Origin of the sequence: Janthinobacterium sp. BJB426 (genome assembly GCF_002735705.1) — a bacterium.
GTDB lineage: Bacteria > Pseudomonadota > Gammaproteobacteria > Burkholderiales > Burkholderiaceae_D > Janthinobacterium.
Window position 1 is genome coordinate 60,695 of sequence record NZ_PDZL01000009.1, and the last position, 21,559, is coordinate 82,253.

Here is a 21,559-nt window from a genome sequence, read left to right on the forward strand (position 1 = left end):
GAATAAAAACAATCGCATGGAATTTGAACTCTGGTGGCTCTTGGGTATCCCCGTGTTTTTCGCGCTGGGCTGGATTGCCGCGCGTGTGGACATTCATCAACTGGTGTCCGAATCGCGCAGCCTGCCGCGCAATTACTTCAAGGGCTTGAATTTCCTGCTCAATGAACAGCATGACAAGGCCATCGATGCCTTCATCGAAGTCGTCAAGCTGGACCCGGAATCGGCCGATATGCACTTTGCGCTGGGTAACCTGTTCCGCCGCCGCGGCGAGACGGAGCGCGCCATCCGCGTGCACCAGAACTTGCTGGCGCGCCCGGACCTGCCGCTGGAACAGCAGGGCCACGCCGCCTATGAGCTGGGCATGGATTACCTGAAGGCAGGCTTGCTGGACCGCGCCGAAGAAACCTTCAATAGCCTGATCGACACGCAATATGCGGCCCAGGCGCGCCGCGCGCTGCTGGAAATCTACCAGCGCGAAAAGGAATGGCCACGCGCCATCGAAGCGGCCGTGGGCTTGCAGGAATCGGGCGCCGGCGCGCGCCAGAAGGAAATCGCCCAGTTCTATTGCGAACTGGCACATGACGCGCTGGTGCACATGAAGCCGGACGAAGCCATGCCGCTGCTGGAAAAAGCCTTGCAGACGGACCGCAAGAGCGTGCGCGCCACCATCCTGACGGGCGACGTGCTGCTGGCGCGCGGCGACGTGGAAGGCGCGCTGACCACCTGGCGCCGCGTGGAGCAGCAGAGCGTGCCGCACGTGGCCCTGGTGGCGCAGCGCCTGATGGATGGTTATACCAAGCTGGGTCGTCCACAGGAAGGCGTCAACCTGTTGCGCTCCTACCTGGAAGAAGCGTCGTCGATCGACCTGATCGAAGTCGTCTTCAAGGCTGTCATCGAACTCGACGGCGTGGAAGCGGCGAAGCAGCTGGTCAGCGCCGAGCTGCGCCGCACGCCGACCCTGCTGGGCCTGGATAAACTGCTGGAAGCGCGCATGATGGATGCGCCGGCCGCCATCTGGTCGGAGCTGTCGATGGTGAAAAACCTCGTGCACGGCTACACGCAGAAGCTGGCGCGCTACCAGTGCAGCCACTGCGGCTTCAAGGCTCGCCAGTTCTACTGGCACTGCCCGGGCTGCAACAAGTGGGAAACGTATCCACCGCGCCGCACGGAAGAACTCAACGTCATGAATTAAACCGACACGCCACCTTGCCCTGCGCAACGTGGCGTGTACTTGTATGTAGTACCCGAAATTTACAAATAAGAAATACGGCACAACCATGAAAATCACCATTATCGGCACGGGCTATGTGGGCCTCGTGACCGGCGCCTGCCTGGCGGAACTGGGCAACGACGTCTTTTGCCTCGACCTCGACGTACAGAAGGTCGCCTTGCTCAACAGCGGCGGCATCCCCATCCATGAACCGGGCCTGGAAGAAGTCGTGGCGCGCAACCGTGCCGCCGGCCGCATGACCTTTTCCACCGATGTCGAAGCCGCTGCCGCGCACGGCGTGATGCAATTCATCGCCGTCGGCACGCCGCCCGATGAAGACGGCTCGGCCGACCTGCAATACGTGCTGGCGGCCGCGCGCGGCATCGGCAAGTACATGACGGAATTCAAGGTCATCGTCGACAAGTCGACCGTGCCCGTCGGCACGGCCGAAAAAGTGCGCGCCGCCATCCAGGGCGAACTCGATGCGCGCGGCGTGGCCGCCACGTTCTCGGTGGCGTCGAATCCGGAATTCCTCAAGGAAGGCGCGGCCGTCGAAGACTTCATGCGCCCGGACCGCATCGTCATCGGCGTCGACGCCACGCCGGACGGCGAGCGTGCGCGCGAACTGCTGAAAAGCCTGTACGCGCCGTTCAACCGCAATCACGAACGCACTTACTGGATGGATGTGCGTTCGGCCGAATTCACGAAGTATGCGGCGAACGCCATGCTGGCCACGCGTATTTCCTTCATGAATGAACTGGCCAACCTGGCCGACAAGGTGGGCGTCGATATCGAAGCCGTGCGACACGGCATCGGTTCCGACCCGCGCATCGGCCACAGCTTCCTGTACGCCGGCTGCGGTTATGGCGGTTCCTGCTTCCCGAAAGACGTGCAGGCGCTCGAGCGCACGGCGCGCGGCCATGGCCAGGAATTGCTGATCCTGCGTGCCGTCGAAGCCGTCAATGACCAGCAGAAGCAGGTGCTGGGCCGCAAAGTGGTCACTCGCTTCGGCGAAGATCTGACGGGGCGGCACTTTGCCGTGTGGGGCCTGGCCTTCAAGCCGAATACGGACGACATGCGCGAAGCGTCGGCCCGCGTGCTGCTGGCTGACTTGCTGGGGCGCGGCGCCACCGTGGCCGTGTACGACCCCGTCGCCATGGCCGAGGCGCGCCGCGTGCTGCAACTGGACTTGACGCCGGAGCAATTGGCGAAGGTGCGCTTTGCCGACAGCCCGAAGGATGCGCTGCAGGACGCCGATGCGCTGGTCATCGTGACCGAATGGAAAGCCTTCCGCAGCCCCGACTTCGAGCAGGTCAAGGCGCGCCTGAAGCAGGCCGTGATCTTTGACGGACGCAACCTGTTCGAGCCGGCCGTCATGGCCGAGAATGGCATCGAATATCACGGGATCGGTCGCTCGATCCTGACGCGCGCATGAGCGCCCATGAGGTGCTCGCCTTGACGGCGCCGGCCGCATTGGCCCAGGTACGCCTGCTGGTGGTGGGTGATGTGATGTTGGATCGCTACTGGTTCGGCGACGTCAGCCGTATTTCGCCGGAAGCGCCCGTGCCCATCGTGCGCATCGAGAAGCGCGAAGAGCGTCTCGGTGGCGCGGCCAACGTGGCGCGCAATGCGGCCGCGCTGGGAGCGAAGACGAGCTTGCTGGGCGTGGTGGGTGACGACGAGGCGGGCAGCCAGGTCGAGCGCTTGCTCGAAGGCGGCGGCATCCACAGCTATCTGCAGCGCGATGCGGCCATTTCCACCATCATCAAGCTGCGCGTGATTGGCCGCCAGCAGCAGATGCTGCGCATCGATTTCGAGGATGCGCCCAGCGATACGGTGCTGCGCGACAAGCTGGCGCAGTTCAATGCCCTCTTGCCCGATTATGACGTGGTGGTCCTGTCCGACTACGCCAAGGGCAGCCTGGTGAACGTGGCCGAGATGATCAAGGCGGCCCGGGCGGCCGGCAAGATCGTCATGGTCGACCCGAAAGGCGATGATTTCAGCCGCTATTCGGGTGCGTCAGTGCTCACTCCGAACAAGTCCGAACTGCGCCGCGTGATCGGCAACTGGAATACGGAAGAGCAACTCACGGAACGTGCCCAGCAGATGCGCGCGCAACTGGGTCTGGACGCCTTGCTGCTGACCCGATCGGAAGAAGGCATGAGCCTGTACACGGCCGATGAGGTGTTGCACATGCCGACCGATGCGCGCGAAGTGTTCGACGTCTCGGGCGCCGGCGACACGGTGATCGCCACCATGGCGGCCATGCTGGGCGCCGGCATGGCCCTGGGCGACGCCGTGCGCACGGCCAATCGCGCCGGCGGCATCGTCGTCGGCAAGCTGGGCACGGCCACCGTCACCCGCGAAGAGCTGTTCCCGCAGTAACTATGCGGCCTCACCTGCGTCAGAGCGTTTGATCTGGCGCAGGTTTTCCCACCGTTCCGCTGTCCCGTCTTGTCAACCGTATCACGCCCCAGCCGTTAAGCCGTTAAGGCGCCGTTCCTCCTTTGCGTTCGAGTCATCTTGAAACCACCTTACGGAGAGATATCCATGTTCAAAAAAATACTGCTGGCCATCGCCACCCTGATCGCGACGATGGGCTTTGCCTTTGCCCAGGTCGATGTCAACAAGGCGGACCAGGCGGCACTCGATAGCGTCAAGGGCATCGGCCCCGTCACGTCGAAAGCCATCATCGATGAACGCGCCAAGGGCGGCGCCTTCAAGGATTGGGCTGATTTTGAAACCCGCGTAAAAGGCATCGGTCCGAAAAGTTCCGTGAAACTGTCGGAAGCGGGCTTGCAAGTGAATGGCCAGGCCAAGTCCGGCGCGCCGGCAGCACCCGCCCCGGCGGCGAAAGCTGCCCCGGCAAAAAAGGAAGCTGCTGTGAAGGAAGTTGCAGCGAAAGAAGCCGCACCGAAGCCAGCTGCTGCGACCGACACCGCTGCGGCGCCAGCCAAGTCAGCCGCTGAAACGAAGAAAGAAGCTGCCGCCGCGAAGAAAGAAGCCAAGGCCGCTGCTGCTGCCGCGAAGAAAGAAGCCGCCGCCGCCAAGGTGGTGCCTGCCGCAGCGCCGGCTCCTGCTGCTGCCGCGGCCGATGCCGCCCCAGTGAAAACGGCTGCCGAAACGAAGAAGGAAGCTGCTGCCGCGAAGAAAGCGGCAACGGCCGCCAAGAAAGAAGCCAAGGCTGCGGAAGCGGCTGCGAAGAAGGAAGCCAAACTGGCTGCTGCCGACGCGAAGAAGGCCGAAGCCGAGAAAAAGTAAGCGTGTTGCTGTGAAGCGTGTTGCGTGGTGGTGCCGCGCAGCACGAGAAGAAAACCCCGCGCGGTACCGGCCGCGCGGGGTTTTTTTTCATTCTACGGCCGGGGATTCTGGCTTGCCAGGACGCCTGAATGGCGCGGCCAGTTGTCCTGCCAGTGTCTTCGGCATGGGCGTCTCGATGCCGCAGGCGGCGGGCCAGGCGCGCGGCAAGTGATATGTGCCGAACAGCCGGTCCAGCACGGGTAAAGTAGAGGCGTAGTTGCGGTTGATGTGCTCGAACTTGCTGTGGTGCCAGTGGTGGAAGGCAGGCGTGGCCACCAGCCATTCCAGCGGGCCGAAGCGCCAGCGCAGGTTGGCGTGGATGAAGAAGCCCCAGACGGTGCCGATCAGCAGCAACAGCACGGGGGCGGCGCTGCCTGCCGCGCCGGGACCGGCCAGGCCCAGCAGATACAGGGGTGTCAGACCGAACAGGCGCGTGACGAGCATGTCGACGGGATGGGTGCGCGTATTGGCGAGGAAATACAGCTGTTCCGTGCTGTGGTGCACGGCGTGGTAACGCCACAGCCATGGTAATTCATGGCTGAGTCTATGTCCCCAGTAAGTGCCGACTTCGCCGATCAGCAAGCCCAGCAAGAGCTTGCCCCACAGGGGCAGGGCAGACAAGGTGGCGGGGATGGCGTCCGGCAGCCAGCGCTGGCCAGCGACGGCAATGATGGCCAGCGGCGCGGCCAGCAAGGCGGCCGGCAGCAGGCTGCTGATGAAATAAAAGCCCAGGTCGCTGAACAGTTCCGTGCGGGAGCGTCCCGCATGGCGTTCGCCAAAGAAACGCTCGAGCGGCACGAAGATCACGGCCAGCAGCACCAGCCACAGGGTCAGGCGCAGCACGTCGATGGCGATGCCGGGCAGGTGGGTTTGCAAGGTGTGCAGCAGGCTCATTTTATTCCATCAAGCAATGCCCAATTGTTGGTGTCTCAGGCCGCAATGGCCGTCTTGCGGCGGCGCGCCATAAAGCCAAGCAAGCCCAGGCCACCGATCAGCATGCCCCAGGTCGACGGTTCCGGCACGGCTGACACCAGCGACACGCCGTCGAGCAGCATGAACGGTGGTGCGCCCGTCGGGCTGCCCTTGGCCATGAACGACAGCAATTCGCTGCTGTCCGTGGCCGTGAAGGTCATGCTGGCCTGGTGCCAGCCCGTGAAGCCCTGGCTGACGTTGGCCAGCGATGCCGTCTGCTGCTTGCTGCTGCCCAGCGCAACGTCCCAGTAATTGACGGGATTATCGCCGCGGAAACCCACCTGCTGGCCAGCGCCATACGAAAAGCTCAGGGTGTAGGCTTGGCCGGGGACGAGGCCGCTTACTTGCTGCGTGACGGGGCCGGGAAAGTAATCCCAGTCCGCCGCCAGCACATTGCCGCCCGTGGGGCTGGCGCCCAGGCCGTTTTGCGGGCCGCGGCCGCTGTAGGAATTCGGGCCCCACAAGGCCAGCGCCGTCGCGGCGTTGGTGTCGTCGATGTTGTTGCCGTTCAAGACGAAGTTATAGCCCTTGCTGGACCAGTCGCTCAGGTAGGTGCGGTCCGCGCGGGCATACGTGCCTTCGTTCAGTTGTTTCGAGGTGCCGTTGCTGGTCAGTTCGAAATCGCCATTCTTGACCAGGTTGGTCGTGGCGGCCTGGGCGGCAGTGACGCACAGGGAAGCGGCGGCCAGCGCCAGCAAAGTAGATGTGTTACGCATGATAAAGCTCCAAAAGTGACAGGGTAGTGTTGCAGTCTGTCGGCGAGCTTTTGGCCAACGTTGGATTCAATCGCGGAAGGGGCGAGAAAGGTACTTCAGGGACAGCGGTGGTGTCCCGTTGAGGCGATTATAGCAGCGTTTGACAAAACGCTATCTGACATGTCTCGAAAACAACAAATATTTTTAGATGGCAATCTTGTCAGGGTTAAAGTTTTCACACGCCGTGCGCGCCTACAGCTGCGATTCGATCGGCAGCCAGCGCATCACGGACACCAGCATGCGGCGCCAGAAGCCCGCTTCCGGATCGTGCGTCCACACCTTGGCGGGCACTTCGGTGGCGTCGGACCAGCGCAGGGCGCCGTTGTCGAGGAGCAAACGGTAGCTGGTGTCGCTCGCCGTCGAGTGCTGGAACAGCGCGCGCATGTCGGCCGCCAGCGCGGCGTCGTCGAACAGCACGCCCATTTCCGTATTCAGCTGGGCCGAGCGGGGATCGAGGTTGAAGGAGCCGACGAAGCCCCGCTGGCCGTCCACCACCATGGCCTTGGTATGCAGGCTGGCGCGGCTCGAGCCCATCAGGCTGATGCGCTTGCGGTGCTGGGTCTTCAATTCAAACAGTTCGATGCCGCCGCCCAGCAGCGCCTGGCGGTAGCGCGCATAGCCCGCATGCACGAGGGCCACGTCGGTGGCGGCCAGCGAGTTGGTCAGTACCTGGACCTGGACGCCGGTGGCAACTTTTTCGCCCAGGGTCTGTGTCAGTTCCGCGCCGGGCACGAAGTATGGCGAGGTCAGCAGCGCTTCCTCGCGCGCTTCCGTCAGCAGAGGCAGCAAGCTGTGCATGAGCCAGTGCTCGCTGCGCTGCAAACTGGCCACGGGTGCGGCTTTTTCCGGCGGATCCGACAATACTTGCACGTGCCCGCTCCAGTGCAGGCGCACGCGGCCATCGAGGTGGGCTTGCAACTGGCCCGCATCCGTCAGCTGCCGCAGGTAGGGTGAAGCGCCGAGTTCGCCCGTCAGTGCGTCGAGGCGGGCGCGCACGGCCTGCAGTTCCGGCGCGCCCGCATTTTTACCGGCGTGCAAGGCGCGGATGGGGATGACGGCACGGCTGTTCCAGAAGCGGTCGAAGATATCGCTCGTCTGCTGCACGGCGGGTCCCACCAGCAGCAAGTCCGCATCCTGGAAATTGACTTGTTCTGCGGCATCGAAATATTCATCGCCGATATTGCGCCCGCCGACGAGGGCGACCCTGCCGTCGACGATCCAGGCCTTGTTGTGCATGCGCCGGTTCAGGCTGAGGGCGCGCAAGGCCATTTCCGTGGCGCGTAACCAGATGCCGTCGCGGTTGCGGCCCGGGTTAAACATGCGCACGTCGATCAGCGGGTGGCTGTCGAGCGCGAGGATGGCGGCATCCTGGCCGCGCGCGTTGATATCGTCGAGCAACACGCGCACACGCACGCCGCGGTCGGCCGCACGCAGCAACTCGCGCACCAGCAGCCGTCCCGTGACGTCGTTATGCCAGATGTAGTACTGCAGGTCGAGGCTGCGGCCCGCTTCGCGCGCGCTCAGGGCGCGCAGGGCAAACGCTTCCAGATTGTCGTCGATCAGGGCCGTGCCGCTTTCGCCTGGCCGTTGCGCCAGTTGCGGCGCCAGCACGCGGTCGAGCAGGGTGGCATCCATCGCCACGGGCAGGGCCGTGCCAGGCGCCCCCAGCGAACGCTCGGCGAAGCGCCCATAGCTGTACAGGGCGGCGATGCTGAGCACGGCAAACAAGGTGGCCAGCAGCAACAATTTGACGAACATGCGGCGCACCGTCAGCGCACCGCGGGCATGTTGCGGCGCGAGGAAAGCTTGGCGGTATGGGGCATGCGGACTCTTTCAGCGGGATGGCAACAGCCGATTGTAGCAGTTTCTACAATGCACGATTTTCAGGCGGAGCCAGCCGGCAGCCTCGCCAGGAAGCCGTGAATTTGCGACACCACGGCCGCCCCTTCACCGACGGCGGCGGCCACGCGCTTGGTGGAGCCGGCACGCACGTCACCGATGGCGAACACGCCCGGCACGCTCGTTTCCAGGGCGGCCCGGTCCGGCAAGTCGGCTGGCGGGTAGGGCAAATGCGCAGCATGGCCGTGGGCGCGGCATTCGGCGCGGGTGACATCGAAGCCCGTGCGGATGAAACCCTGTTCGTCGACGGCCACGGCGCAGTCGTGCAGCCAGTCTGTGTTCGGATCGGCGCCAACAAACAGGAAGACGCGGCGCACGGCGCAAGCGGCTTCTTCACCAGTGCGGCTGTTGCGCCAGCGCACCTCCGTCAAGCCATCGTCGTCACCTTCGAGGGCGATGATTTCCGTGTGCGTGTGCAAGGTGATGTTGGGCGTGGCGGCGATGCGCTCGATCAAATAGCTCGACATGCTGGCCGCCAGGCCTTCGCCGCGGATCACCATGTGGACCTTGGCGGCGTGACCAGAGAGGAACACGGCCGCCTGGCCGGCCGAATTGCCGCCGCCGACCAGGATGATCTCTTCCTGCCGGCACAGCTTGGCTTCGATGGGCGAGGCCCAGTAATACACGCCCCGTCCCTCATAGGTTTTCAGGTTGGCCAGCGAGGGGCGGCGGTAGCGCGCGCCGCACGACAGCACCACCGTGCGGGCGCGCACCTGCGTGCCGTCGCACAAGTTGACGCGCAGGGGCCAGGTGTCGCACAGCAGGTTGGCGGCGCTGGCCGGCGTGGCGATTTCGACGCCGAACTTTTGCGCCTGCACATAGGCGCGCCCCGCCAGCGCGCGACCGGAGATGCCGGTAGGAAAACCCAGGTAATTTTCGATGCGCGCGCTGGCGCCCGCCTGGCCGCCATACGCGCGCTGTTCCAGCGCCAGCACGGTGAGGCCTTCGGAGGCTGCATACACGGCCGTGGCCAGGCCGGCGGGCCCGGCGCCCACCACCAGCACATCGAAGATCTTGTCACCGGACAAATCGGGCAGCATGCCCAGGCAGCGCCCCAGTTCCGCATTGCCGGGATTCTTCATGATCTTGCCGTCCGGACAGACCACCAGCGGCCAGTCCTGCGGCGTGGGCTGGCAGCGCTCGGCCAGCGCGGCGGCGGCCGAATCGGTGGCCGGGTCGAGCACCGTATGCGGATGGCCATTGCTCGACAGAAAACTTTGCAGGTGGAACAGGTTGCCATTGCCGCGCGGCCCCACCAGCACGGGTCCGCCGGAATTCGATTCGATCAGCGCCACGCGGCGCAGGATCAGGGCGCGCACGATGCGCTCGCCCATCTCCGCCTCGGCCACGATCAGCGCGCGCAAGGATTCCGAACTGATGTCGAGCAATTCCACGGCGCCCACGGCGCTGCCGTTGACGAGGGTGGGGCGGCCGGACAATTGCGCCACCTCGGCAATGAAGTGGCCGACGCCCACTTCGCGCAGCAGCGACGCCTGTCCCAGCACTTCGTGACGCTTGATGCTGACCCGCCCGGACAGTATCACCAGCATGCCGAAGCTGCTGCTGCCTGCCTCGAACAGCGTATCGCCATCGGCAAAGCGCTGCAGCGTGCCATAGCGTTGCAAGCGCTGCAGTTCGAGCGCATTGAAGACGGGCGAGATCTGGTGGCTGCGGCCCTGCAAGTCGAGCGTGGCGAACTGGACGGGATCGTCCTGCGTCGTTTCGGGAATGAATTCGGGTGTGCTGCTGGCCATGGCGAGTCCGTTCGGAGGCTGAATAAGCAAATAACAAAAATAACTAACAGTGACGAGTCTAGCGCATGCGGCGCGCGTCTGCCGCAATACCCCTTGTGTACGCCCGGAAATGGCAGCGCGGCAGGCGCCATGCCGCATGTGGCGGCGCAGCAAGGGGCGCGCGCGGGCCAGGCTGCTGGAGCCGATCAGCGATACGCAGGCCGGCATCTCATATTAGAATGGGTCTTTGTTGAACCTACTCAAACAGACACGATGGCTTACAAGACACTTGAAGATACGATAGGCAATACTCCGCTGGTGCAGCTGACGCGCTTGCCGGGTGCCGATGCGCTTGCGCGCAACAACGTCATCCTGGGCAAGCTGGAAGGCAATAATCCGGCAGGCTCCGTGAAGGACCGCGCCGCCATGTCCATGCTCAAGCGCGCTGAAGAGCGCGGCGTCATCAAGCCGGGCGATACCCTGATCGAAGCGACCAGCGGCAATACCGGCATCGCGCTGGCCATGGCCGCCGCCTTGCGCGGCTACAAGATGCTGCTCTTGATGCCGGACAATCTCAGCGTGGAGCGCCGCCAGAGCATGGCTGCCTACGGCGCCGACATTTTATTGACGCCGAAGACGGGCGGCATGGAATATGCGCGCGACCTGGCCGAGCAGATGCAGAAGGATGGCCGTGGCGTGATCCTCGACCAGTTCGCCAACGAAGACAATTCGCGCGCCCACTATGAAAGCACGGGGCCGGAAATCTGGCGCGATACGAATGGCCAGGTTACGCATTTCGTCAGCGCCATGGGCACGACGGGCACCATCATGGGCGTATCGCGCTACTTGAAAGAGCAGAATCCCGCCATCCAGATCATCGGCGCCCAGCCCGAGGAAGGTTCGCAGATTCCCGGCATCCGCAAGTGGCCGGAAGCATACTTGCCGAAAATCTACGACAAGTCGCGCGTGGACCAGGTGGAATACGTGAGCCAGGGCGTGGCCGAGCGCATGGCGCGCAGCCTGGCAGCGGAAGAAGGCTTGTTCTGCGGCATCTCGGCCGCCGGCGCGTGTGAAATCGCGCTGCGCATCTCGCAAACGGTGGAAAACGCGACGATCGTGTTTGTCGTGTGCGATCGTGGCGACCGCTACTTATCTACCGGTGTGTTTCCTGCTTGATAGTTGATACGGGGAAATAATGTCGGCCAGAACGGCCTGAGAACTGCTGGAAATACCCCCTCCCCATGGCGGGGAGGGAAAACCTGCGAAACTGGCAGGATCAGCCTTGTGGCGTTTCGCCTTCTTTTGGCTTGAATTGCTTGTCGCTGATGCGGAATTTGTTACGACGGTCACCCATCAGGTAACGCAGGTCGCGGATGCTCAGGTCGCTGACTTCGTGCATGCGGATCAGCAGCGATGCGCCGACCGGCAGGCGGTGGTGGCGGATTTTGCTGATGACTGGTGGCGCTACTTCCAGCGCGCGGGACAAGGCTGCGTCGTTTTTCAGGCGCAGGTTTTCGATCAGGGTATCGAGCAATCTGTTTGGGTTGTATTGAAGCAGATCGTCGGAGTCCGAATCGCTGTTCATATCAATGCCGACTTGGTTTGTCATGATGTTATTGTTCCTTCTGTAGTTGCACTGCAAAGTAAAAAACACTCGGAGCTCGCTCTTGCTGCGTTCATGTTCATTCTTTACTAAAAGGAACGAATTCACACACGGTACGATCCGGGATACAGTTTTTCGTAATATATACACAATTGTACAACAGGATTCAATTTCAGGCCGGAAAGCCCAGTAATCTTGCTTTGTACAAAATAGGTGTTGTCTTGTTGCAACACCTATTTATTCTTTATTATGCTCTATGATAGAGCAAAAATTGTACTTTGACAAAAGTTAAGTATAAAACCATTTCCGTATTCCGTGCCGCACAAAGGCTGGCGAGCAAGGCTGGCACATGTTATCGGCCCTACCATAGACTTGTTTTCTGGTCGCTTCAACATCCCTTACGCTTTCTTACAAGTAATATTATAACTTTACACCGACTTTCGGTTAGCGTGCGCGCACTTGACTGATGGCCTTGCCCAAGTCGATGACTGACATGGCATAAAAATAACTTCTGTTGTACTGAGTTATAGCAAAGAAGTTATTGGTTGCCAAGTGATACTCAGTTGCTTCTGAACCATTTTGCAGATCGATCAGGCCGAACAGCATGTTCTGGGGCGTGGACGGGGCGGCACTCACGCCCGCCTCCTGCAATTCCGCCAGCCGGTACTTCGCTTGCAAGCCCTGGCCGATGAACTTTTCCCAGGCGCGGCTGGCCGACACGGTGACGGAATACGTGCTGATGGCCGGATCGTCGCGCCGCCAGCCGTGTTCGACGAGGAAATGCGCGACGCTGCCGATGGCGTCGGCCGTGGAATTGCGCAGGTCGATGTGACTATCGCCATCAAAGTCCACCGCATATTTCATGATGCTGCTCGGCATAAACTGGGGCAGGCCGATGGCGCCCGCATACGAGCCAAGCAGAGTCAAGGGATCGATGCCATCCTTGCGCGCGTACAGCAGCGCGTTTTCCAGTTCTCCCTTGAAAAATTCCATGCGCGCGGCGCGGGTCGGGCTTTCCGGGTAGGAAAACGCCAGGGTGGTCAGTGCGTCGAGCACGCGGAAACGGCCCGTGTTGCGTCCGTAGACAGTTTCCACGCCGATGATGCCGACGATGATCTCGGCCGGCACGCCATATTCGCGTTCGGCGCGCGTCAGCGCGTCCGCGTTCTCTTCCCAGAATTTCACGCCCGCATTGATGCGTACCGGCTCGATGAAGCGGGCGCTGTACGCTTGCCAGTTCTTCGGCTTGCCCGGCGGGGCCGGCTTCATCAGTTGCACGGTCGACTCGACATAGCGCACCTTGCCGATCAGGGTATCGAGTTCGGCGCGGTTAAAGCCGTGCTTGGCGGACATCTCGTCGAGGAAGGCGCGTACTTCTTTCCAGTTGGCATAGTCGACAAATTCGCCTTCGAAGTCGAATTTCGCCGGTGCTTTTTTTGCGGCTGCCTTGACGGGAGGCGCCTTGGCCGCGCGCACGGCACGGGCCCGGTCAGCAGCGGAAATATTGCTGTTTTCGCCAGCATGCGCGGTGGACAGGCACAGGGGAAGGGAGAGGAGCAGGGACAGGGCGGGGTATTTGATCGGTAACAAGGAGCGTCTCATCGGCATTGGGTTAACAGGCGGCGCAAGCTGCGCCGCGCGCGGAATTGTTCGTCTGGGTTGGCATTACCATACTTCATCGCGGCATAGATTGCCAGAAACTGTGCGATGGCGGCGTGCGCCTCTTGTGTGGCCTTGCCTGCGGCCAACCGCGCAGCATAACCGTGCGGGCCTTCATGCGGCGCACGGCTGTAGCCGCGCCGCGCCTGCTGCTGGCAAAACTGTACGTACAGGGCGTCGAGCGGATTGCCTTGCCGCGTCTGCCGCCACCAGACCAGCGCGCCAGCCACGGCGGCCAGCAGGGCCAGCACGGCGCAAGCGGCTGCCAGCTTTTTCGCTGGCACGTTTTTCAAGCCATCGAGCATGGCACGCTGGCGTTGCAGCGTGGTGTCGAGCACCCAGCGGCTCCAGGCTTGCTCGGCCTGCTGCCATTGCTGGCGCCACGCGGCCACCGCCCCGTGCGCGCCGCCATCGAGGCCGGCCAAGGCGCGCCATGCCGTCAGCGGCGACGGCGCCGGCGGCAGGGCCGCGTCGAGGTTGCGTTCCGTGCGCAGGGGCGCGACGGCGCTGGTGGAATCGATGCGCACCCAGCCCCGACCCGCCAGCCACACTTCGCTCCAGGCATGGGCGTCGGACTGGCGCACGTTCAGGCTGTTGTCCGTACCGTTGCGCAGCCCGCCCTGGTAGCCCGTGACGACGCGCGCGGGAATGCCCATCGCGCGCATCAGCACGACAAAGCTGCCCGCGTAATGTTCGCAAAAGCCCGCCTGCGTGGTGAACAGGAAGTCGTCGACGCCATGCTTGCCCAGCAGTGGCGGCTGCAGGGTGTAGCGGAAGGGCGCGCGGCGGAAGTGCTCAAGCACGGCGGCGATGGCGTCGGCGGGTGCCAGCGCCTGCGCGCCCTGGCCGCGCAGGGCGCGGGCCCAGGCCACGCTGCGCGGATTGCTGCCTGCGGGCAAGGCCAGCCATGGCTGTTGCTGGGCCAAAGACAGGCCGGCTTGCAAACGGTAGCGGGGCAGGGAACTGACGCGGTAACGGACGGTCGAAGTAATAGGCTGTATGGTCAGCACTTCCAGCGCGGACGACACGACATACGGATTGCCGGGCAGGCGTTCGATGCTGCGCGGCACGTCGAGCGCGAAGATGCGCCGCTGGCCGCTCGCTTGCAAGGTCACTTCGTATTGGCTGGGCTGGCCTTCCAGCGCGATGTCTATCCGGTTGTCGCTGGCCGGTGCGCGTTGGCCCGCGCCCCGGCGCGTCCAGGTGGCGCCGTCGAAGTCGCCCAGCACGACGCCGCGCCAGTACAGCTGCTCTTGCGGCGGGAGTGGTGTACTGAAACGGGCCGTGAAGACGGGTTCGCTTGACAGAGCCAGCGAGGCGATGGCGCCCGGCTGCATGCTGTCGGACAAGCCCGTGCGCGCCTGTGCGCCTTCTGGCGCCGTCCCCCACAAGGGGCCGTCGACGCGCGGCACGGCAAGAAACAGTACGGCCGACAGGGGGATGGCCAGCGCCAGCATGCGTCCCAGCAAACTTAACCTTTGCGCCAGGCGCGGCTGCACGGCGCCGTATTGGGCCGACAGCAGGCAGGTCAGCAGGACGATGACGGTGGCCAGCATCCAGGCGGCGCTGAGGATGCCTTGCGCATGAAAGAAGTTCGCCAGCAAGAGGAAAAAACTGAGGAAGACGAAGACGAAGATGTCGCGCCGGCCATGCATTTCCAGCGATTTCAAGGCCAGCAGCAAGGCCAGCATGGCCACGCCCGCATCGCGCCCCAGCACGGTGCCGTAGCTGGCGTGGACGGCGGCGATGCCCAGCAAGGCCAGCGGCGCGAGCACGGCCAGCTGCGGCTGGCGCCGGCCCCGCACGGTGATGATGGCGCGCCACAGCAGGAGGGCGGCAGCGGCGGCCGACAGCCATGGGGGCAGGTGCAGCGCGTGCGGCGCCAGCACCATGGCGGCAGCCAGCAACAGCAGCACGATGTCGGCCTTGTCGCGTGGCAAGTTGGTCAGCCATTGCCTCATGCCATGGCCTCATGTTGCGGCAACTCCTGTGGAAAATCGCGCGGCAAATCATGCAGGGCCAGCGCGCGCAGGCAGGCGTCGCGCTGGCTGGCGCCCAGGGCCGGCGCCAAAGTCAGCTTGCCCAGGCGCAAACCGTACGGCAAGCCCGTGCGTTCCGCCTGCAGCACCCAGGCGGCCAGGCGCGACAAACGCGCTTCCGGCGCCAGCATGTGCAGGGCTGCGTACTCAAGCACGATGCTGCCACGGTCTGTGCCGACCTGCGCGTCGGCGGCGAGTTGGAATTGCTTGCTGAATAAATGCTCACCGTCATGGCGGGCGATCTGGCGCCAGGCCAGGCGGCGCAAGGGGTCGCCCGGCTGGTAGGCGCGCACACCCGCCAGTTCCAAGGCGCCATCGGACGTGCGTGGCTGTTGTGGTGTCTGCTTTGCCGGCTGTTCTGTCCCTGCAGGCAAGGGCAACGACGGCGCGTTGTGCTCGGGCTGCGGATACACGAGCACGCGCGCCTCGGGCTGCCAATGGCACCAGGCAACAAACAGGCCCAGCGGGAAACTGCCGGACAGGCGCACGGAGGGCGCAGCTAGCCATCCACGTTGCCGCGCCGCTACGACGATATGGATGGCCGTTTCTCCGTGGGCATCGATATCGGCCAGGCCGGGTGCCGCCGTTGAACCGTGCACGGCCACGTGGATCGCATGGCGCGGGCGCGTGCTGCGGTTGATCAGGCGCAAGGTGAACGTGGCGTGGCTGGCCGCGAACACGGGCTTGCCCGGCGTGGCGGCCAGCGCCAGGCCCGCCAGGTTACGGCTGGCAAACAGCATGTCGGCGATGGAGCAGGCGGCCGCGAAATACGTGAGCGCGTAGCCCAGGCCCAGGCGGTAATTGACGGCGGCGATCCACAGCGCCAGCAGCAGCGCGGCAAACGCCAGGCCCGCGCGCGAGGGGCGGATATGCACGCGCTGCGCGCCCAGCCAGGGGCGCGCCGGCAGCCAGCGGATAGTGCGCAGGCGCACGGCGGTCAGACGGGGGTTGCCAGCAGCAATTGCTGCAGCAGGTGGCGGCTGTCCGTGGATCCTTGCGCCGCATGCAGGCGGTGGGCGCAGACGGGTAATAGCACGGCTTGCACATCGTCGGGCGTGACGTGGTCGCGTCCGGCCAGGGCGGCCCAGGCGCGCGCCGCCTGCAGCAGGGCCAGCGCGGCGCGCGGGCTCAGGCCATCGGCAAACACGCCTGGCACGCGGGTGGCATGCACGAGGGACAGCACGTAGTCGACGACGGCGATCGAGGCGTGGATGGCGCGCAGGCCCGCTTGCGCCTGCAGCAATTCTTCCGCGTTCATGACGGCCGGCAAGGTTTGCAGCATGGCGCGGCGGTCGGCACCCCGCAGCAGTTCCCGTTCGGCCGCCGCATCGGGGTAGCCCAGGGTGACGCACATGAGAAAACGGTCGAGCTGCGATTCGGGCAGGGGGAAGGTGCCCAGCTGGTGCGCGCAATTCTGCGTGGCGATGACGAAAAACGGCTGCGGCAGCGCGCGCGTGACGCCGTCGAGCGTCACTTGCCGCTCTTCCATCGCTTCGAGCAAGCCCGATTGCGTCTTCGGCGTGGCGCGGTTGATTTCGTCGGCCAGCAGCACCTGGGTAAACAGGGGGCCGGGATGAAAGAGGAAGCTGGCGCTGCCCCGGTCATACACGCTCATGCCGGCCACGTCGGCGGGCAGCAGGTCGCTCGTGAATTGCTGGCGCTTCCATTGCAGGCCCAGCGAGATGGCCAGCGCGTGCGCCAGCGTTGTCTTGCCCACGCCGGGCACGTCTTCGATCAGCAGGTGGCCGCCGGCCAGCACGCAGGCGAGGGTCTGGCGGATCTGCAAGTGTTTGCCGACGAGAACTTCGCCAATCTGCTGTGCGGCCTGGTGTATTTTCGAAAACATGCTATTTCTATCACAGTAAGTCGGATTATTTAATTTACAATCGCTTTGGCCAGGTCAAACCGTGCCGCCCGCCCGTGTCGTGCACGTGGTAGATTAGAGTGGCAGCGACGGCGGCACAGACCAGCCAGTGATTTTATGCGAGAACGCGCAGGGCGAACAGGAATGCCATGCAGTGTTCCCGGAGAACGGACAGAGACAGAGGTAACCAGTACAGCGCATGAGCACAGCCATTTATACCCATCCCGATTGCCAGCGCCACGAAATGGGCGACTGGCATCCCGAATCGCCGGCCCGCTTGCAGGCCATCAACGATCAATTGATCCTCGCGCACATCAGCGACCTGGTCGAGCACCGCGATGGCGTGCGCGCGCAATTGTCCGATATCGAGCGCAACCACAGCGCCACGGCTATCGGCCTCGTGCGCGACAACGTGCCACCGGCCGGTGACTATTACCCGCTCGACGGCGATACCCTGCTCAACGCGCACAGCTACGAGGCGGCGCTGGCCGCCGCCGGTTCGGCCGTGGCCGCCACGGACGCCGTCATCGACGGCGAGATCAGCAACGCTTTTTGCGCGATCCGCCCGCCCGGCCACCATGCACGGCCCAGCGAGCCCATGGGCTTTTGCCTGTTCAACAATGTCGCCATCGCCGCCAAGCATGCGCTCGACGTGCGCGGACTCGAACGGGTCGCCATCGTCGATTTCGACGTGCACCATGGGAATGGCACGGCCGAGTCCGTGGCGCACGACCCGCGCATCCTGATGGTCAGCTTTTTCCAGCACCCGTTCTACCCGTACAGCGACGTGGAATCGTATACGGACACACGCGTCAATGTGCCCGTACCGGCCCGTTCGAAGGGTGATGCCGTGCGCCAGCTGGTGCTCGACCACTGGCTGCCTGCGCTGCACCGGCAGCAGCCGCAGATGATTTTCATTTCCGCCGGTTTCGATGCCCACCGCGAAGACGACGTGGGCGGCATGGGCCTGGTGGAGGCCGACTACACGTGGATGACGCAGCAAATGATGGCCGTGGCCAATCAGTATGGCAAAGGCCGCATCGTCAGCTGCCTCGAAGGGGGCTACAACCTGTCATCCCTGGGCCGCAGCGTGGCGGCGCACGTGAAGGCGCTGGCGGAGCTGTAATGGTTGCGCTGTAACGGTTGAGTTATAACTACAGCAAGCTGGGGCGGCTGCGGGAATTCGTGTGGCGGTGCGTCTGGTAGTCGAGCGCGTCGCCAGCCATGAAGCGGCGCCAGGCTTGCGTGTAGACGAGCGATGATTTATCCGCATCGAAGCTGTCGAGCTGCAACATGTCGCGGTGGTGCTTGATTTCATTGACCAATTGGTCATACAGCACTTGCAAGCCATAGCTGTCGGCGCTCTGGCGCTTCAACCGTTCTTCCAGCTGCGCTACTTGCCCCTGCAACTGCAGGGATTCCTTCTTCCACTGCAACAGGCTGCCATTGCGCGGCACGCGCTTGGGCGCCGCCTTGGCCGGGCGCGAGCTGCCACGTTCGCATTCCCCGTGTACCGCTGGCGCCGTGCCAGTGTGTTCCATCATCATATCGAGCTATTCCCATCGCGTATCTCCTGGAGCCAGCCTGGAAAATAATTGCTTTTCATTTAAGAGGCGATATTAGAGCATACTTTTTTGTTTCTTTCAGTAAATATAAGAATCCATGTGGAAATATTTGACCTGGCTGCGCGAGCGGTGCCTTTACTGGCGCTGCGCCGCCTGCAAGGGCGCAGCCGGGGCGGCTTCGGCCATTTTTCCATCGTCGGCATAGGTCAGGGTCAGCAGGGTATTGTCGTCCCAGTTCACGTCATGCAGCGGCGGCACGTAGCGCTGCCGGTCTTGCGTGACGCGGATGTCCAGCGTGCGCTCGCCCGAGCGCGCCTGCACGGCAAGCAGCTTGCGCACGACGGGAAACGGCACGTGGATCAGCGATGAGTGGCACGGCCCGCCTGCCAGGCGGAACAGGTTGCGCCGTACAAAAGACAGCTCATCCTGCTCGACGGCCCAGCGGATTTCGCATTCCAGGCGCAAGTCGCCCAGCCGGCGCACGTTCTGCGGCAAGCCCGGCGTGTGGATGTCGGCGCGCCAGCGCAAGGTGTCGCGCTTCTTGTTGCTGACCAGGTCGGCATTCGCATCATAGGCGGTCTTGTCGCGCGACAAGGTGAAGCCGCCGTCCGCTGCCAGCGGCACGGGGATCGACAGGTTGTCGGCCGACAGGTGCAAGGTCACGCCATCGAGCCTGGCCTGGGGCGTGGCGGGGATCAGCATGAAGCGCAGCGGCGCGCCCGGCGCCAGGCGCTGGTGGTCGGCATATGCGTCGAGTCCCCTGAGCATGGTGCGGTAGGGACGCAGGTCGGGATCGCGCGTGCTTTGCACGTCGACAATCTGCTGCATTTCCTGGTTCACCGGGTCGCCCGGCGCCGCTGCTTGTTGCTGGGCCATGACGGGCAGCAGGCAGGCGTAGAAGGCGGCGAGGAGGCAGAAGCGGGGAAGATGCATGGAATGCGTGCCAGGTTAAGCTTGCGATGGGGAAACCCGTCCAGGCTGGACGGACTGCGGATCTTATCATTCATGTAACTGCCAAATTATCACCAATTGTCTCGTTCATGTCGCACGGCTGGCGTTGGCGGCGGAAAATGGGACGTCGTGGCGGCAACCACGTAAAATAGCGGATTGACCGAACGATTTTGAAAGCAAGAGCATGGCGATACAATGGTACCCAGGACACATGAACGCGGCCCGCAAGAAAGCGGCCGAGACCATGGAAAACACCGATCTGGTGATTGAAGTGGTGGACGCGCGCCTGCCGGCAGCCAGCTGCAATCCCATGGTGGACGAGCTGCGCCTGTTCCGCCAGCGCCCTTGCCTGAAAATCCTCAACAAGACCGACCTGGCCGATCCTGCCGCGACAGCCGCCTGGGTAGCCTATTTCAATGCCCAGGAAGGCGTGACCGCGTACGCGATGACGACCAAGAAGCCGGGCGACGTGGCGCGCATTCCGGACCTGGCCAAATCGCTGGCGCCGCACCGCGGCGTGCCGACGAAACCGCTGCGCATCATGATCATGGGCATCCCCAACGTGGGCAAGTCGACCCTGATGAATGCGCTGCTGAAAAAGCGCGTGGCCAAGGTGGGCGACGAGCCGGCTGTTACAAAGATGCAGCAAAAGCTGTACCTGGACAAGAACACCATCCTCGTCGACACCCCCGGCATGCTGTGGCCGAAGATCGCCATCCCGAGCGACGGCCTGATGCTGGCGGCCAGCCACGCCATCGGCTCGAACGCACTGATCGAAGAGGAAGTGGCCGTATTCCTGGCCGAAGAATTGCTCAAGCGCTACCCGGACTTGCTGGCGACCCGCTACGGCACCAAGGTCGATGAAGTCGACGCCATCGGCGTGGTCGAAGGCATCGCCGCCAAGCGCGGCTTCCGCATCAAGGGCGGCGACTACGATTTCGAGAAAGCCTCGCATACCTTGCTGCTCGACTACCGCAGCGGCATCCTCGGACGTATTTCGCTGGAAACGCCGGACACGCGCGCGGCCCTGCTGGCCCAGCACGCGGCCGAAATGGCGGAGAAAGCGGCCAAGGCAGCGGAAATTGCTGCCGAGAAGGCGAAGAATGCGGCGCGCGGCAAGCGCGGCACGTAAGTTACCGCTTCACCATGAAAAAAGCGCCGCGACAGCAATGTCGCGGCGCTTTTTTCATGTGCTAGCCGATTAGCCGAATTTGAAGCTTGTCACCGCCAGCGCCCCAAAGAAATTCTCCTCGTGGTACACCACCTGCGCCGCTTCCTGCTCGGCCGCGCCGAGCGCCACCATCAGCGGCAGCAGATGGTCTTCCTGCGGATGGGCCTGGCGCGCGCCGGGTGCACGGTCCCAGGCCAGCAATTGCTCCAGCCGTTGTTCTGGGGGCAAGGCCATGGCCTGACGCAGCCAGGCGTCGAACTGGTGCGAGGCGACGGCGCCCGCCTGGCCGAACTGGCGCAGGTTATGGTAACTGAGGCCGCTGCCCAGTATCAGCACGCCTTGCCGGCGCAGGCTGGCCAGCGCGCGGCCCACCTCGACGTGCGTGAGCGGGTCGTAGCCGTGTTTCAGCGACAGTTGCACCAGCGGCATGTCGGCCTGCGGGTAGATGGGGAACAGGGCGCTGAAGGTGCCGTGGTCGAAACCGCGCTCGTGGTCGAGGCGCGCTGGATGGCCGGCCGCGTCCAGCAATTGTTTCACCTGCGCCGCCAGTTCCGGCGCGCCGGGCGCCGGGTACTGGATCTGGTACGTGTGCGGCGGGAAGCCCGAATAGTCATAGATCATTCCCGGCCGGGGGCTGGCCGAAACGAGAAATTGCGGCCCTTCCCAGTGCGCTGTGACGACCAGCACGGCTTTCGGCCGCGCGCCGATCTGGCGCGGGATATCCTGCAACGACGCTTCCAGCACGTCGTAGCGGCCGCCGAACTGGTCTTTCATGAACGGCCACGGGCCGCCGCCGTGCGACAGGAAGTAAGTAGGGAAGGTGTGCTCTTGCATGGCG

The 21,559-nt window shown here is 63.8% G+C and carries 19 protein-coding genes; 7 read left to right on the plus strand and 12 right to left on the minus strand.

Annotated elements, in window-relative coordinates; translation table 11 throughout:
• The first annotated feature begins 16 nt into the window (after nt 1-16).
• The 4 genes from lapB (at nt 17) to CSQ93_RS16010 (ending at nt 4,471) form a co-directional block, all read left to right on the plus strand.
• Entirely contained in the window at nt 17-1,192 is a 1,176-nt protein-coding gene (gene lapB, locus CSQ93_RS15995) for a lipopolysaccharide assembly protein LapB (RefSeq protein ID WP_099378894.1), read from the plus strand.
• An 85-nt stretch (nt 1,193-1,277) separates the two neighbouring features.
• The gene (locus CSQ93_RS16000) at nt 1,278-2,645 is read left to right on the plus strand and encodes a UDP-glucose dehydrogenase family protein (protein ID WP_099378895.1); all 1,368 of its coding nucleotides are present in this window, start codon (nt 1,278-1,280) and stop codon (nt 2,643-2,645) included.
• Nucleotides 2,642-3,595 (plus strand): D-glycero-beta-D-manno-heptose-7-phosphate kinase, encoded by a 954-nt coding sequence (gene rfaE1, locus CSQ93_RS16005; protein ID WP_099378896.1) that lies wholly within the window; start codon nt 2,642-2,644, stop codon nt 3,593-3,595. The genes CSQ93_RS16000 and rfaE1 overlap by 4 nt, the downstream gene beginning before the upstream one ends.
• A gap of 165 nt (nt 3,596-3,760) precedes the next feature.
• Entirely contained in the window at nt 3,761-4,471 is a 711-nt protein-coding gene (locus CSQ93_RS16010; protein WP_099378897.1) for a ComEA family DNA-binding protein, read from the plus strand.
• 87 nt (nt 4,472-4,558) lie between these two features.
• Here the strand turns inward: CSQ93_RS16010 and CSQ93_RS16015 are convergent, their stop codons facing one another.
• The 4 genes from CSQ93_RS16015 to CSQ93_RS16030 form a co-directional block, all read right to left on the minus strand.
• Nucleotides 4,559-5,404: a sterol desaturase family protein gene (locus tag CSQ93_RS16015; protein WP_099378898.1), complete on the minus strand. Its 846-nt coding sequence runs from the start codon at nt 5,402-5,404 to the stop codon at nt 4,559-4,561.
• A 35-nt stretch (nt 5,405-5,439) separates the two neighbouring features.
• A complete protein-coding gene (locus CSQ93_RS16020; protein ID WP_099378899.1) occupies nt 5,440-6,198 on the minus strand; it encodes a PEPxxWA-CTERM sorting domain-containing protein in 759 nt (252 codons plus the stop codon).
• 231 nt (nt 6,199-6,429) lie between these two features.
• Nucleotides 6,430-7,995: a phospholipase D family protein gene (locus CSQ93_RS16025; RefSeq protein WP_099378900.1), complete on the minus strand. Its 1,566-nt coding sequence runs from the start codon at nt 7,993-7,995 to the stop codon at nt 6,430-6,432.
• A gap of 125 nt (nt 7,996-8,120) precedes the next feature.
• Entirely contained in the window at nt 8,121-9,890 is a 1,770-nt protein-coding gene (locus CSQ93_RS16030; RefSeq protein ID WP_099378901.1) for an FAD-dependent oxidoreductase, read from the minus strand.
• Between the two features lie 252 nt (nt 9,891-10,142).
• Between CSQ93_RS16030 and cysM the strand changes: the two genes are divergently transcribed.
• Complete coding sequence (cysM, locus tag CSQ93_RS16035) at nt 10,143-11,045, plus strand: cysteine synthase CysM (RefSeq protein ID WP_035825682.1); 903 nt, start codon at nt 10,143-10,145, stop codon at nt 11,043-11,045.
• 100 nt (nt 11,046-11,145) lie between these two features.
• Here the strand turns inward: cysM and CSQ93_RS16040 are convergent, their stop codons facing one another.
• From CSQ93_RS16040 to CSQ93_RS16060, 5 genes are all read right to left on the minus strand, one after another.
• Complete coding sequence (locus CSQ93_RS16040) at nt 11,146-11,478, minus strand: hypothetical protein (RefSeq protein ID WP_034751784.1); 333 nt, start codon at nt 11,476-11,478, stop codon at nt 11,146-11,148.
• Between the two features lie 438 nt (nt 11,479-11,916).
• Nucleotides 11,917-13,062, minus strand: a complete 1,146-nt coding sequence (gene mltB / locus CSQ93_RS16045; RefSeq protein WP_233516202.1) for a lytic murein transglycosylase B — start codon at nt 13,060-13,062, stop codon at nt 11,917-11,919.
• 8 nt (nt 13,063-13,070) lie between these two features.
• Entirely contained in the window at nt 13,071-15,092 is a 2,022-nt protein-coding gene (locus tag CSQ93_RS16050) for a transglutaminase TgpA family protein (RefSeq protein ID WP_099378903.1), read from the minus strand.
• Nucleotides 15,089-16,102 carry a DUF58 domain-containing protein gene (locus CSQ93_RS16055; RefSeq protein ID WP_099378904.1) on the minus strand — a complete coding sequence of 338 codons (1,014 nt, stop codon included), beginning with the start codon at nt 16,100-16,102 and terminating at the stop codon, nt 15,089-15,091. Before CSQ93_RS16055 ends, CSQ93_RS16050 begins: the two co-directional genes overlap by 4 nt.
• Before the next feature lie 5 nt (nt 16,103-16,107).
• Nucleotides 16,108-17,016: an AAA family ATPase gene (locus tag CSQ93_RS16060; RefSeq protein WP_099378905.1), complete on the minus strand. Its 909-nt coding sequence runs from the start codon at nt 17,014-17,016 to the stop codon at nt 16,108-16,110.
• Between the two features lie 217 nt (nt 17,017-17,233).
• On the opposite strand from CSQ93_RS16060, the gene CSQ93_RS16065 reads away from it, so the two are divergent.
• Nucleotides 17,234-18,160 (plus strand): histone deacetylase family protein, encoded by a 927-nt coding sequence (locus CSQ93_RS16065; RefSeq protein WP_099378906.1) that lies wholly within the window; start codon nt 17,234-17,236, stop codon nt 18,158-18,160.
• Between the two features lie 28 nt (nt 18,161-18,188).
• Here CSQ93_RS16065 and CSQ93_RS16070 read toward each other — a convergent pair whose 3' ends face one another.
• Together CSQ93_RS16070 and CSQ93_RS16075 are read right to left on the minus strand one after the other, a co-directional pair.
• Nucleotides 18,189-18,581: a hypothetical protein gene (locus CSQ93_RS16070; RefSeq protein ID WP_099378907.1), complete on the minus strand. Its 393-nt coding sequence runs from the start codon at nt 18,579-18,581 to the stop codon at nt 18,189-18,191.
• A 153-nt stretch (nt 18,582-18,734) separates the two neighbouring features.
• Nucleotides 18,735-19,532, minus strand: coding sequence for a hypothetical protein (locus CSQ93_RS16075; protein WP_099378908.1), 798 nt, complete (start codon nt 19,530-19,532; stop codon nt 18,735-18,737).
• 229 nt (nt 19,533-19,761) lie between these two features.
• On the opposite strand from CSQ93_RS16075, the gene ylqF reads away from it, so the two are divergent.
• Nucleotides 19,762-20,682 carry a ribosome biogenesis GTPase YlqF gene (ylqF, locus tag CSQ93_RS16080; protein ID WP_035825692.1) on the plus strand — a complete coding sequence of 307 codons (921 nt, stop codon included), beginning with the start codon at nt 19,762-19,764 and terminating at the stop codon, nt 20,680-20,682.
• A 69-nt stretch (nt 20,683-20,751) separates the two neighbouring features.
• Here the strand turns inward: ylqF and CSQ93_RS16085 are convergent, their stop codons facing one another.
• On the minus strand, nt 20,752-21,555 hold the full coding sequence (locus CSQ93_RS16085) for a DODA-type extradiol aromatic ring-opening family dioxygenase (RefSeq protein ID WP_099378909.1): 804 nt from the start codon (nt 21,553-21,555) through the stop codon (nt 20,752-20,754).
• Between the last annotated feature and the right edge of the window lie 4 nt (nt 21,556-21,559).

What these genes read in the sequence shown, in the direction of transcription:
- lapB (WP_099378894.1), top strand. Translation starts at nt 17, where the DNA reads ATGGAATTTGAACTCTGGTGGCTCTTGGGTATCCCCGTGTTTTTCGCG.
- ylqF (WP_035825692.1), top strand. Translation starts at nt 19,762, where the DNA reads ATGAACGCGGCCCGCAAGAAAGCGGCCGAGACCATGGAAAACACCGAT.
- rfaE1 (WP_099378896.1), top strand. Translation starts at nt 2,642, where the DNA reads ATGAGCGCCCATGAGGTGCTCGCCTTGACGGCGCCGGCCGCATTGGCC.
- CSQ93_RS16085 (WP_099378909.1), bottom strand. Translation starts at nt 21,555, where the DNA reads ATGCAAGAGCACACCTTCCCTACTTACTTCCTGTCGCACGGCGGCGGC.
- CSQ93_RS16025 (WP_099378900.1), bottom strand. Translation starts at nt 7,995, where the DNA reads ATGTTCGTCAAATTGTTGCTGCTGGCCACCTTGTTTGCCGTGCTCAGC.
- CSQ93_RS16040 (WP_034751784.1), bottom strand. Translation starts at nt 11,478, where the DNA reads ATGACAAACCAAGTCGGCATTGATATGAACAGCGATTCGGACTCCGAC.
- CSQ93_RS16060 (WP_099378905.1), bottom strand. Translation starts at nt 17,016, where the DNA reads ATGTTTTCGAAAATACACCAGGCCGCACAGCAGATTGGCGAAGTTCTC.
- CSQ93_RS16065 (WP_099378906.1), top strand. Translation starts at nt 17,234, where the DNA reads ATGAGCACAGCCATTTATACCCATCCCGATTGCCAGCGCCACGAAATG.
- CSQ93_RS16030 (WP_099378901.1), bottom strand. Translation starts at nt 9,890, where the DNA reads ATGGCCAGCAGCACACCCGAATTCATTCCCGAAACGACGCAGGACGAT.
- CSQ93_RS16070 (WP_099378907.1), bottom strand. Translation starts at nt 18,581, where the DNA reads ATGATGATGGAACACACTGGCACGGCGCCAGCGGTACACGGGGAATGC.
- CSQ93_RS16020 (WP_099378899.1), bottom strand. Translation starts at nt 6,198, where the DNA reads ATGCGTAACACATCTACTTTGCTGGCGCTGGCCGCCGCTTCCCTGTGC.
- CSQ93_RS16000 (WP_099378895.1), top strand. Translation starts at nt 1,278, where the DNA reads ATGAAAATCACCATTATCGGCACGGGCTATGTGGGCCTCGTGACCGGC.
- CSQ93_RS16010 (WP_099378897.1), top strand. Translation starts at nt 3,761, where the DNA reads ATGTTCAAAAAAATACTGCTGGCCATCGCCACCCTGATCGCGACGATG.
- cysM (WP_035825682.1), top strand. Translation starts at nt 10,143, where the DNA reads ATGGCTTACAAGACACTTGAAGATACGATAGGCAATACTCCGCTGGTG.
- CSQ93_RS16050 (WP_099378903.1), bottom strand. Translation starts at nt 15,092, where the DNA reads ATGAGGCAATGGCTGACCAACTTGCCACGCGACAAGGCCGACATCGTG.
- CSQ93_RS16075 (WP_099378908.1), bottom strand. Translation starts at nt 19,532, where the DNA reads ATGCATCTTCCCCGCTTCTGCCTCCTCGCCGCCTTCTACGCCTGCCTG.
- CSQ93_RS16015 (WP_099378898.1), bottom strand. Translation starts at nt 5,404, where the DNA reads ATGAGCCTGCTGCACACCTTGCAAACCCACCTGCCCGGCATCGCCATC.